This is a genomic window from Lentzea chajnantorensis, assembly GCF_054300775.1.
Genome location: NZ_JBSDZT010000002.1, coordinates 1,699,953 through 1,711,819 on the forward strand (window position 1 = coordinate 1,699,953; position 11,867 = coordinate 1,711,819).

Sequence of the window (11,867 nt, forward strand, 5' to 3'; positions counted from 1 at the left end):
CCGCTTCCGGGGACGGCGGGCTCGTTCGTGTGCGCCTTGATCTCGGTTACGACGGCACCGAGTTCTCCGGCTGGGCCCGCCAGCCCTCCCGCCGGACGGTGTGCGGTGTCCTGGAAGACACCATGTCGATGGTGCTGCGCGAGGACGTCGTCCTGACCGTCGCGGGCCGCACCGACGCCGGTGTGCACGCCTCCGGGCAGGTCGCCCACGCCGACCTGCCCGCGTCCCTGGACGTCGCCGCTTTCCCGAAGCGCCTGGCGCGTGCGCTGCCTTCGGACGTGCGGGTCTTCTCCGCCAGGGTCGTGCCCGCCGCGTTCGACGCGCGGTTCTCGGCCCTGCGCCGCCACTACGAGTACCGCGTGACCGACGCGCCGTTCGGTGCGCACCCGTTGCGCCGCCTGGACACGCTGGCCTGGCCACGCCCCCTGGACGTCGGCGCGATGAACGCCGCCGCGACGTTGTTGCTGGGGGAGCACGACTTCTGCGCGTTCTGCAAACGCCGCGAGGGCGCCACGACGATCCGCGAGCTGCAACGGCTCGAACTGGTCCGTGCCGGGAACGACGGTGTGATCACCGCGTTCGTGTCCGCCGACGCCTTCTGCCACTCGATGGTCCGGTCGCTCATCGGGGCGCTGCTGGCCGTCGGGGAGGGGCGGAAGCCGGTGGAGTGGCCCGGTGGGCTGCTGTCGCTGCACGGGCGGGCCAGCGGGGTCACCGTGGCGCCGGCGCACGGCTTGTCGTTGGTGCGGGTGGACTTCCCGGCCGACGAGGAGCTGGCCGCGCGGGCCGAGGCGACCCGCCGGGTGCGCACCCTGTCCTGAGCCGTCACCGGCCGTGTCCTCCTCCCGCGCACAAGGGAGGAGCCCCCGGTGGTGCACCGGGGGCTCCGGGAGCGGGATGAGCGTCAGAGCTTCAGGGTCCACGAGTCGATGTGGCCCGTGTCCTGGCTGTAGGCGTCGCGGACCCGCAGGTGCCAGGTGCCGTTGGCGTTCTCGGTGGAGACGTTGACGGAGTAGGTGGCGTTGACGTCGTCGGCGCTGTCACCGCTGGTGGCGACCTTCAGCAGCTTCACGGCGCCCGAGGGGGTGACCAGGGCGAGCTCCAGGTCACCGCGGTAGGTGTGCTTGATGGCGACCTTCACCGAGGCGGTGGCGGTGGCCTTGCCGTTGCACCCGGCGATGGTGATCGGGGAGGTCACCGAGCCCGCGTCGGGGATGGCCGTGTCGGTGTCGTTCGTGACCGCCGGGCACTGGCCGGGCGGGTTGCCGGGGGTGGTGCCGGTGATGTGCAGCAGCTTGTTCGGGGAGCCGGTGCCGGGGTTGGTGACGACGTCGGAGGTGGCGTTCTCCACCAGGGCGTCACGGACCTGCTGCGGCGTGGCGGCGGGGGAGGAACCGAGGAACACCGCTGCCGCGCCCACCACGTGCGGGGTCGCCATCGAGGTGCCGGAGATGGTGTTCGTGGCGTTGTCGTCGGTCAGCCAGGCGCTGGTGATGCCGGTGCCGGGGGCGAAGATGTCGAGGCACGTGCCGATGTTCGAGAAGCTCGAACGGACGTCGGTGCGCTCGGTGGAGCCGACCGTGATGGCCTCCGGCGTGCGGGCCGGGGAGGTGTTGCAGGCGTTGGAGCCGCTGTCGTTGCCCGCGGCCAAGCCGTAGGTGACGCCGGCGGCGATGGAGCGCTTCACGGCGTCGTCGACGGTCTGGTTCGCGCCGCCGCCGAGGGACATGTTGGCGACCGCGGGCTTGCGGGCCGGGTTGCCCTGCACGTCGGCGGTGACCCAGTCGATGCCGGCGATGACGCCCGCGAACGTGCCGGAGCCCGCGCAGTTGAGGACGCGGACGGCGACGAGCTTCACGTCCTTGGCCACGCCGAAGCGGGTGCCGCCGACCGTGCCGGCGACGTGGGTGCCGTGGCCGTTGCAGTCGGTGGCGTCGTTGTCGTTGTCGACGGTGTCGCGGCCGTGGGAGGCGCGGCCGCCGAAGTCGCTGTGGGTGGTGCGGATGCCGGTGTCGATGATGTAGGCGGTGACGCCGGAGCCCGCGTTCGGGTACGTGTAACTGTTGTCCAGCGGGAGCGCGCGCTGGTCGATGCGGTCGATGCCCCACGACGGGGTCGGCGTCTGCGTGTCGGAGATGCGGACCTCGGCGTCCTGCTCGACGTACGCGACGCTCGGGTCAGCCGCGAGGCGCTTGGCCTGGGACTCGGACATCGTCGCGGAGAAACCCCGCAAAGCGGACTTGTAGGTGTGTTTCACCTGAGCGTCGTACTTGGCGCTGAGGCTTTCGACACTGGTGGTGCTGAAGTCCTTCAGCACCACGACGTAGCTGTCCTTGACCGCGTTGGACGCACCGAGGTTGCGAATCTCCCCCTCGGGCGCAGCGGTGGCGGAGACGGACGTCAACGCGAGCGCGGTGCCCGCAACCAGTCCGATTCCAGCCGCTCGTCTGAGCCACGATTCACCCATAGCAGCGTTCTCCCTCGTCGCCTGGTCCTGCAGGTGAAGTTTTTCCTAGTGGCGTGGACGGATTGCGCACAAGAAGTTTCACGGATTAAGACGCGTTCGGCCATTCCACAGATTTCGCGTCCGTGTGAATTAGTTGGTGCAGCGGGTCTATGGACAGAACAATGCGGCTTTGGGGAAGCGGACGGCTCGCGCGGCGCGGCCGGCGGTGCCCTCGCCGGTCCTGGAGTCGGTCCAGGTCGGGCCGGTGCGCACGCTCACGGCCGCCACGCAGTGAGAGTAGGCGGTCACGTGGGGCGTTCAAGTGTGGTTGAACATGTTTCACCCGTGCTCTACGTTCAGTTGTGGGAACACAAGTTCTTCTGGGGTTGTTCCCGGAGTTTCGGAACATGGGGCTGGGGGGCTCAGATCGTGCTTCCGCGCGTCGAGAAGATCGATGTCGAATGGCCGGGAAGTGGCCTGTTTTGCCTGGTGAACCGCGTTCGCGGGCGGTGACAGGTCGTCTCGTCAGCGCGTCCCCGGCTTGATTGCGCAATCGAACAACGCACGATGAACAGCGCGCGATGTGCTGTTCCTATTTGGTGACCTTGAATCACTGAGGAGAAACCAGCAATGATTCGTCGCTTCGTTCAGCTGGCTGCGATCACCGGTGCGGCCCTGGCGCTCACGACCTCGACCGCCGGTGCCACGCCGGTTGCGGTGCCGACCGCACCGGGGGTCCTGGCCTGCCACAACGCCGACAACCCCACCAAGACGACGGGCTGGGTGCACGGCAGGGGCTCCGGCAGCTGTGCCCAGGGTGTCGACGTCTTCCTCCAGCGGCTCCGCGCGTGGGGCTGGGTCATCGAGGCCAGCGCCCACTACCAGGGTCCCGGCAGCGCGATCGCGTCCTGGAACTGCTCGGGCTCCGGCCACTACACCTACCGCACGCTCGTCCAGTGGCGCGACGGCGCCGGTGTCCCGCAGAGCTCGATCTCGGGTGAGAGCCGCTTCGAGTGCTGATCAGGCCCGGCACGACCGCGCCCCCGAACGGATCACCGTTCGGGGGCGCGGTTCGTCGGGTCCTCAGTCGCCGCGGCGGACCGCTCCGAGGATCTGCTGCTCGGTGGGCGTGGTGTACAGGCGCAGGTGCGCCCACATGTCCTGGCCCATCGCGATGACCTGGTCGTCCTTCAGCTGGGTCAGCTGCTGGAACATCTGCGGGCGCAGGCGCCACATCTGCCCGGCGAGCTGCGCCTGGCCCATCGGGAGGCGCTGCAGCAGCACCAGGTCCGCGTTGTTCGCCGTCGACGAGGCCTGCGGGTGCAGGTACGGCAGCACGTACATCGTGGTCTGCCACGCCGCCCGCGGCGGGAACAGCTCCTGCGGGACGTGGCCGCCGTCGTGGATGACGAGCAGCGGCATGTCCTCGGTCGGGCGGGGCAGGTCGGCCGGCGACAACCGGCGCAGCTGCACCAGCTGGGACGGGCGGCCGTCCGGGCCCTGGCCCGCCGCACGCACCACCGGCTGCCAGGCCTGCGGGCGGCCGGTCGCGATGATGATCCACGCACCGGTCGCCATGGCCCGCAGCGCGATCTGGCGGGCCAGGTACAGGCCGCCGACGACCACCATGCGGGTCGGGGTCGGGCGCAGCACGGACACCGTGAGCGGCTCGCCCTTGGTGCCCTGGCCGAGCATCATGCCGCCGCGGTCACCGCTCGGGCTGACCAGGTCGAGCATGGACGGCGACACCAGGAACTCCGGTGCCACCGCGCCGCGGCCGCGGGCGTCCAGCAGACGGGTCGACGTGCTCATGCCACACCTCCCAGCGGCAGCGTCGCGGCGAGACCCGCGAGCTGCATGCCCCGCAACGGGGTCAGCGTGATGTCCAGCTTGTCGCTCAGCTTCGTCAGCTGGTCGTCGGCGCGGTCGAGCTCGCTCGGCGTCCTGGCGCTCACCCGCACCAGGCCGCGCAGCGACACCTGACCGTCCTCGCGCGACGGCGAGATGGACATCGCCAGCGTCGACGAGAGAGCGCGCACACCGGTCAGCGCGTTCAGGTTGCCCTTGAGGCCCTTCGCCGGCCAGCCGGTGATCGCGTAGCTCGCGTGGCCGACGCCGCCGGCCGTGACGCCGGACCACTTCTCCCGCAACGACACGGGGGTGGTGCCGCCGACCGCGGCGGTCAGCTCGGCCGAGGAGATCGCCGCGCGCAGCAGCTCGTCGGAGTCGAGCGGGCGGATCGCCACACCGGCGGACTCCAGCGCGTTGCGGACGCGCGACAGGGCGCCGATCAACGCGCGGTGCGCGCCGACGACGCCGCCGCCGCGTTCGCGGATGGCCTCGCCGCAGCGGCGCGGGTCGAGCCGGACCGTGATCCACGTGGTGCGCCTGGCCGCCGCGGGCAGCGGGCCGAGCACCTCCATGTACGAGCTGAGCGCGGGCGACGACGGCGGGAGCGCCGCGCTGCCGGGGTAGCAGTGCCAGAGCACGGTGATCGCGTCCAGCACCACGCCGCGGTCCTCCAGGCACGGCACCAGCGCGCCGAGGGGCAGCGACGGGGCGGAGCCGACGGCGGAGATCAGCGGCGGGGTCGGGTCGACGAGCAGCACCGCCGTCCACACGCCGTCGTGCCACGACAGCGCGAGCGGGCGGCGTTCGTGGTCGACGCCCTTGGCGATCACCAGGTCCGGGATCGCCAGGCGCAGCAGCGCGACGCGCGGGTCCTCGGCGCCGAGGACCTGCATCTCGTCGTCACCGGGCTTGGACTCCTGCTGCGCCTCGCGGTTCGCGGTGCGGCTGTGCGAGCGGAAGCTGTAGCGCAGCCGGACGCCGATCCACTGGGTCAGCCAGCGCCCCCGCGACCGGGTGAAGGCCACTACCAGCGCGATCAGCAGCACGCCGCCCGCGATCGACAGCGAGACGACGTTCAGGTTGCCCGCGGCGTCCTTCACGCCGACGAGGGTCAGCACGAGGAGTGCGATGGCGAGACCGACCTCGATCGTGACTACGTTCGACACGGGCAAGGAGCCCAGGCTGACGCCGGCCGCCCTGCGCCGGACGCGCCCGACGGGACGGGGAGGCGCCGGTGCCTGCTGGCCAGGAGTCCCCGGACCCTGCGGCCGTGCCATCCCGGGGTTCGGCCGGGGCGGATGTGGAGTGGTCACGGACATCCGTTGTGGTCTCTTTCCCCTCGATGGTCGGTGGGCTTGGCGAACCGGCCCACGGAGCAACCTGCGTCCGGCTATCCTGCCGAACCGTACCGCGACTGGGAGAGCAGCGAGCCGAGAATGGCATCAACACCCACCACCAAGTCACAGGTCCAGGCCTACCAATTCGTCCTGCGGCGGATGCAGTCCGCGCTCGTCCGCAGAGACGCCGTGATGCTGCATGACCCCATGCGCAACCACTCCCGCGCGACATCGGTCGGTGTGATCCTCGGCATCGTCGGTCTGCTCGGCTTCCTGGTGTACGGGTTCTTCAAGCCGGCACCGCGCCTGGACAAGGAAACGCAGATCGCCATCAGCAAGGAGACCGGGCAGGTCTACGTCGTCGACAACGCGACGTCGACCCCCGTGCTGGTGCCGATGACGAACCTCGCCTCGGCACGCCTGCTCTGGTACTCGCGGTCGAACCCGGACCAGGCGCAGAGCGGTGGCGGTGACGCCCCTGGCGGCTCGGTCGGCGGCGCCTCCGGTGGTGCCGCGGGCGGGGAGCCCAAGCTCGTCAGCGAGGCCGCGCTGTCCAAGTACCCGCGCGGGCGCCTCACCGGCCTGCCGGACGCGCCGGACGTGCTGCCCAAGCCCGAGACCCGCATCGACGCGCAGTGGTCGGTCTGCGACACCCTCGACCTCGACGCGTTCCGCAGCAACCAGGCGGCGGCCAACCAGATCAAGACCTCCGTCATCGCGGGCGTCAGCGAGGGCAACCCGAAGCTCGGCGACAACGCCGTGCTCGTGCAGCAGCGGACGGGCGCCAAGAAGGCCTACCTGATCTACAAGAAGCCCGAGGGCTTCGACATCTCATCGTCCACCGTCCGCGCCGAGGTGGACCTCAAGGACGACAAGGTGATGAACGCGCTGAACCTGCGGGGCAAGCAGCCGCGCGCGGTCAGCACGGCGCTGCTCAACTCGATCTCCGAGGCCAAGCCGCTGAAGGCGCCGGTCATCCCGAGGCAGGGCGAGCAGGCCGCCTACGTCACCGAGACCAGGGTCAACATCGGCGACGTCATCTCGGTCAGCCTGACCGGCACCCAGCGGTTCATGGTGGCGCTGGAGGACGGCTTCCAGGAGGTCGGCCAGACGGTCGGCGACCTGCTGCGCTGGGCGTACGCGAACAACAAGAAGGCGACCGAGCTCTCCCCGAGCGCGGTCACGAACAACCTCGAACCGAAGAACAAGCTCGACCTCACGCAGTACCCGGAGAAGACGCCGACCACGATCGAGCCGAACGCGAACAACGCGGTGCTGTGCCTGGGCTGGAAGGGCAAGGACTACGAGTCGCAGAACCGGACCCAGCACGCCATCGACACCTCGGTCACCATCGGTTCCGCGCTGCCGGGCCCGAAGGACATGAGCCCGGTGCAGCTGGGCGCTCCCGGTGCGGCCGGCGAGATCATCGACCAGTTCCTGATGCTGCCCGGCAAGGCGGCGGTCGTGCGGGCGAGCCAGGGCACCGGTGACTTCGGCGCCGGTCCGGTCCACATCGTGACCGGTCGCGGTGTGCGGTACGGCGTTCCGGACGGGGGCACCGCCGCGGCGCTCGGGCTGGAGGGGACGTTCCCACCGGCACCGAACGACATCCTGAACCTGCTGCCGCAGGGCCCGCAGCTCAACCGCGGCGACGCGAACCGCAGCTACGACGCGATCCCCGCGGTCAAGGGCCAGATCAAGGACCCGGCGCAGCAGCAGAAGTGACGGGAACCGTTCCGGGTGCACCGCAGTCGTAGGGGTGCACCCGAGGTGGCACCGTCGTGAAGGGACAGTCCGTGGCCGGTCGAATCGCCGTCAACCCCGAGTGGCTCGAGTCCTACGCCGACCGGATCGACGGCACGACCGACGACCTGCGGCGCGTGCGGGACGCCATGAGGGTGTCACCGCTGCGGCCGGAGTCGTTCGGCGAGGTCGGCAGGGCGCTGGGCAGTGCCCGGGGCTACGCGCGGGCGGCCGAGCTGCTCAACTCCCAGCTCGCCCGCGCCTGCGACACCCTGGACGCGGCGGCCAAGGGGCTGCACGCCGTGGCGGAGCACCACGGGTACAGCGAGGAAGAGGCCGTCCACGGTCTCAAGAAGGCCGATCGCAGGTAGTGGGGAGCTCGAAGGTGGCCGAGGACGGCAGGCAGATCGCGGCCGAGGTGGGTCCCGAGCTCGACTTCCTCTCGCGGGTGAGCCGCAGGCTGGGCGTGGTCGACCTCGTCCACGAGTTCTTCGACCCGCTCGTCGGCGACTGGAACGACCTGCGCGAGGAAGCGGAGCGCTGGCGCAAGGCCGCCAGGGTCACCGAGGCGGTCACCAAGCACGTCGCTGGCCCGCTCGGCGGTGTCGACGCGGCGTGGCAGGGCAGGGACGCCGACGCGTTCCTGGAGCACATGCGCAAGGTCGGGCTCGCCGGCGGCGACATGTCCGACGCGATGACCGCGATGGCCGACGCGCTGGAGGAGACCGCCGACGCGGTGCGCGACATCGTGCGGGACATGGCCCACGTGCTGGCCGACGCCGCGGACTCGGTGTCCGGCGTGGCGGCGCTGCCGCTGGAGGGCGACAACCGGGCGCGCGTGCACATCGAGGACCTCAGGGACCCGGTGCGCGAGCTGTTCGAGTCCGGCCGGCAGGTGCTGGAGGCGTTCCTCGCGCTGTGCGACGGGGTCGCCGGCGTGGAGGGCGGCTTCGGCGCCGTGCGGATGGAGCACCGGTACCCCGAGCAGAACTGGACGTACGCCCCGCCCGCCAAGCCGGCCGTGACGGCACCGGAACCGGCAGGGGCCTCCGCGACGGCGGCCGCGGCGACCGGTGGCGGCGCTCCCGGCTCCGGAGGCGGTGTCGGTGCGAGCGGTGTCGGTGGCAGCGGTGTCGGTGGCAGCGGTGTCGGCGCGGGTGGTGTGGGTGGCACGGGCGCACCGGCCGCGGCGCAGCAGATGCAGTTCGGCGGGGCCACGGGCGTCAGTGAGAGTCTGCCGCCCGCCGAGCAGGGCGCGACGACGGCTGCGGCCGCCGGTGGCCGTTCCGGGGCCGCTCCCGGCGGTGGCGCGATGATGGGCGGCATGGCGCCGATGATGGGCGCGATGGGCGGCGGCGGGCAGCAGGGCGGCGACAAGGAGCACAAGTCGAAGCACCGGCTCACCGGTTCCGTCGAGGACGTGCTCGGCAAGCCGAAGAAGGCCGCTCCCAAGGTCATCGGCGAGGACTGACCCCGGCGGAACGACAACGGCCCCGCTCGACGTCCGAGCGGGGCCGTTGTCGTTGCCGCGGCTAGGCCGTGCCGCCGCGCTTGCGGTTCGAGTTGCGGACGAACAGCGTCAGCGCCAGCAGCACCGCACCGATGCCGATCCCGGACAGCGCCACGATGATCGGCGGCCAGTCCAGGCTCTTCGGCGGCGTGGGCGCGGTGACCATCACCTTCGGCTCCGGCGCCGTGAAGCCCGCGGCCTCCGCCGGGAGCACGGCGGTGAGCGCCGCGACCGGGTTCACCATGCCGTGGCCGGACTTGTGGTCCTTGCCGGTCACGTTGCCCGGCTGCAGCGCCGTCGCCTTCAGCCGCGCCATCACCTGGCGCGCCTTCAGCTCCGGGAACCGCTCGCGCACCAGCGCGGCGATGCCCGCGACGTAGGGCGAGGCGAAGCTGGTGCCCTTGATGTCGCTGGTGCCCTGCGCGGTGACGTTCGCGTTGGTGAGGCCGTCACCCTTGGGGTCGACCGAGATGATGCCCTCGCCGGGGGCGGCGATGCTGACCCACGGGCCCCAGATGCTGAACTCGGAGACCTCGCCGGACCGCGCGATCGACGCCACCGAGAGCACGTCGTCGGCGAACCACGCCGGGGACGAGATCACCTTGACGTTGTTCGGGTCCATGTTGTCGTTCTGGGCCGGGCAGCCGTTGCCCTGATCGTCCTTGTTGCCCGCGGCCGTGACCACCACGACGTCCTGCACGTCCACCGCGTACCGGATGGCGGCTTGCAGGTTCCGGTCGTCCTGGCTGAACCCCTTGGGGGTGCCGCAGTTCGTCAGCGAGATGTTGATGACGCCCGCGCCCTTGTCGGCCGCGCGCACGATCGCCTCGGCCAGCGTCTTGACCTTGCCCGCGCCCTTGCGGGCCTCGTTCGTCGCGTCGCCCTTGAACTCGTAGCGGTCGCTGGTCTGGCGGATGGCCAGGATCCGCGCGTCCGGTGCGGCGCCGACGAAGTCGCCCTCGGTCTTCTTCGCGGCGGCGACGCCGGCCACCTCGGTGCCGTGGCCGTCGCAGTCGTCAGTGCCGTTCTTGGTCTTGTCGACGTAGTCGCCGCCGGGGTCGACGCGGCCGGCGAGCCGCGGGTTGCGGGGGTCGACACCGGTGTCGATGATCGCGATCACGACGTTCTTGCCGGTCGCGAACCGGTGCGCCTCTTCGAGGTTGAGGCTCAGCTGGCCCCACGGCATCTCTTCGATGAGCTCGTTCTTGGTGTCGGACGCCACGCACTCCTTGTTGGTGCGCTTGTACTCCACATCCGGCTGACCGGTGTCCTTCGGCGGCGCGGTACCGGGCGGCAGCGGTGGCGGCTCCGAGTTCACCTTGGGCGCCGAACCCGTCGCCGACGTCGGCGCCGCTGCGGACGTCGAGGACGGCGGTTGCGCTGACGACGGTTGTGCGGCGGAGGCGGCGGCGGGCACCGCTCCCGTCAGCAGCAGCAGTCCGGCGGTCGCAGCCGCCGTGGTGCGCCTGATACCGGTCCTCATGGCGTGATCAGGCTCCGGAAGACGGAGTACATGTCCATGACCGCGAGCGCCAGCGGCACCACGGCGGCGATGAGGATCGCCTCCAGGATGTCCACCGTGCGGCGCAGCGGCGGCGAGAACTTCTGGCCGGGGAAGATCACGCCGAGCACCAGCGCGGCCGCGCCCAGCACGAGCAGCGTGCCGAAGACGAAGACGATCAGGTTGAACTCGGAGGCCTTGGCGATCCAGGCGACCAGGATGCCCGCCGCGGCGAACATGCCGGTCGAGAGCAGCGCCACGGCCTGCGCACCGTTCGCGTACGCACGACCGCGCATCATCAGCACGATCGAGACGACGACGCCGTAGATCGGGCCCCAGACCGTGCCGTCGCCGGACGCGACGATCGCGGCCAGCGCGGCGATCACGCCGGTGCCGATGATCATGCCGGTGAGGTACTCGTGGGCGACGGCCGTGCGGCGCTCGATGACCGCGAACTCCGGGAAGCCGCTGTCCTCCTTGAGGTCCTCCGCGTTCGTCGGCACGACGGGCGGCGGGATCTTGGCGAGCTGCAGCGTGAGCCGGGGCAGCATCGACATCGCGCCCAGCGCCACCGCTCCCGCCGCCGCGGCCACACCGGCCAGCGGGTGCTCGACGAACGTGGCGACGAGGAACGCGAGCGCGGCGATCGTGCCGGCCGTGGCCGCGGCGATGAACACCGTGACGCCCTGGCCGATCAGCAGGATGCCGCCCCACGCGAAGATCATCATGAGCGCTGACGCGAGCAGCATCTTCGGCTCGAAGTTGACGCCCGGCACCGCGTGGAAGCCCGCGACGAACGCCATCGGCAGCGAACCGCACGCGGCGATCAGCACACCGGTCGACACCGCCTTGTAGGCGCGCGCGATGGTCGCGCCCGTGGCGAGCGCGGCGACGGCGGCCACACCGGCGGCGATGGCGGCCGCGAGGGCGCTCCCCTTGCCGGCGGTCACGACCGGGCCGGACAGGAACAGCGCCACCGCGGAGGCGATCAGCGCGAGCGCGCCCGCGAGGTGACCGAACTTCTGCGCGGTCTCCTTCGTCCACGGCCGGAACGAGTCGGGGTCGGACTCGGCGATCGCGTCGACCACGTCGTCGTACAGCGGCGGCGGCGGGTTCTCGTTGCGGCGCCGCAACTGCAGCAGTTCGCCGTCGACCACGCCGAGCGACGCGAGCGTGCGCGCCGGGTCGAGCGGGCTGTCGCCGAGCTTCGCGAGGCACCAGCCGCCGTGCCGGACACCACCGTCCGGAGTGGCCTCCCTCGCCATGTCGAGCAGCATCGGCAGGAGATCGGCCACCGCCACGTCGGCAGGCAGCGCGACGTCGATACGCGTTCGAGGTGCCACCACCGTGACACGGCTGAACACCGTCGTACCGGTCGCCACCAGGGCCCCCTAAGTCAGATCAGCACTTACGAATCAACGGCCCGACCCTATTCGTCCAGCTGGCCGCTCGTCGGGCGGCCCTAGTATGGCCGGACCG

The 11,867-nt window shown here is 71.1% G+C and carries 10 protein-coding genes; 5 read left to right on the forward strand and 5 right to left on the reverse strand.

Annotated elements, in window-relative coordinates; translation table 11 throughout:
- Nucleotides 1-29: 29 nt before the first annotated feature.
- On the forward strand, nt 30-821 hold the full coding sequence (gene truA / locus ACVDFE_RS09225) for a tRNA pseudouridine(38-40) synthase TruA (RefSeq protein WP_360395747.1): 792 nt from the start codon (nt 30-32) through the stop codon (nt 819-821).
- Nucleotides 822-904: 83 nt separating this feature from the next.
- Here truA and ACVDFE_RS09230 read toward each other — a convergent pair whose 3' ends face one another.
- Nucleotides 905-2,467 carry a S8 family peptidase gene (locus ACVDFE_RS09230; protein WP_360395748.1) on the reverse strand — a complete coding sequence of 521 codons (1,563 nt, stop codon included), beginning with the start codon at nt 2,465-2,467 and terminating at the stop codon, nt 905-907.
- A gap of 609 nt (nt 2,468-3,076) precedes the next feature.
- On the opposite strand from ACVDFE_RS09230, the gene ACVDFE_RS09235 reads away from it, so the two are divergent.
- On the forward strand, nt 3,077-3,466 hold the full coding sequence (locus ACVDFE_RS09235) for a hypothetical protein (protein WP_360395749.1): 390 nt from the start codon (nt 3,077-3,079) through the stop codon (nt 3,464-3,466).
- A gap of 63 nt (nt 3,467-3,529) precedes the next feature.
- Here ACVDFE_RS09235 and ACVDFE_RS09240 read toward each other — a convergent pair whose 3' ends face one another.
- Together ACVDFE_RS09240 and eccE are read right to left on the reverse strand one after the other, a co-directional pair.
- Entirely contained in the window at nt 3,530-4,258 is a 729-nt protein-coding gene (locus ACVDFE_RS09240; RefSeq protein WP_360395751.1) for a hypothetical protein, read from the reverse strand.
- Nucleotides 4,255-5,463 (reverse strand): type VII secretion protein EccE, encoded by a 1,209-nt coding sequence (gene eccE / locus ACVDFE_RS09245; RefSeq protein WP_360395753.1) that lies wholly within the window; start codon nt 5,461-5,463, stop codon nt 4,255-4,257. Before eccE ends, ACVDFE_RS09240 begins: the two co-directional genes overlap by 4 nt.
- 270 nt (nt 5,464-5,733) lie before the next feature.
- On the opposite strand from eccE, the gene eccB reads away from it, so the two are divergent.
- Genes eccB through ACVDFE_RS09260 form a run of 3 tightly spaced genes read left to right on the forward strand, consistent with a single transcriptional unit; the run spans nt 5,734 to nt 8,848 of the window.
- On the forward strand, nt 5,734-7,359 hold the full coding sequence (eccB, locus tag ACVDFE_RS09250) for a type VII secretion protein EccB (protein WP_458430190.1): 1,626 nt from the start codon (nt 5,734-5,736) through the stop codon (nt 7,357-7,359).
- 56 nt (nt 7,360-7,415) lie between these two features.
- Nucleotides 7,416-7,748 (forward strand): hypothetical protein, encoded by a 333-nt coding sequence (locus ACVDFE_RS09255; RefSeq protein ID WP_458430191.1) that lies wholly within the window; start codon nt 7,416-7,418, stop codon nt 7,746-7,748.
- A gap of 14 nt (nt 7,749-7,762) precedes the next feature.
- Nucleotides 7,763-8,848 (forward strand): WXG100 family type VII secretion target, encoded by a 1,086-nt coding sequence (locus tag ACVDFE_RS09260; protein ID WP_458430192.1) that lies wholly within the window; start codon nt 7,763-7,765, stop codon nt 8,846-8,848.
- Between the two features lie 61 nt (nt 8,849-8,909).
- Here ACVDFE_RS09260 and mycP read toward each other — a convergent pair whose 3' ends face one another.
- Together mycP and eccD are read right to left on the reverse strand one after the other, a co-directional pair.
- Nucleotides 8,910-10,370 (reverse strand): type VII secretion-associated serine protease mycosin, encoded by a 1,461-nt coding sequence (mycP, locus tag ACVDFE_RS09265; RefSeq protein ID WP_360395759.1) that lies wholly within the window; start codon nt 10,368-10,370, stop codon nt 8,910-8,912.
- Nucleotides 10,367-11,770 (reverse strand): type VII secretion integral membrane protein EccD, encoded by a 1,404-nt coding sequence (gene eccD / locus ACVDFE_RS09270; RefSeq protein ID WP_360395760.1) that lies wholly within the window; start codon nt 11,768-11,770, stop codon nt 10,367-10,369. Before eccD ends, mycP begins: the two co-directional genes overlap by 4 nt.
- Between the last annotated feature and the right edge of the window lie 97 nt (nt 11,771-11,867).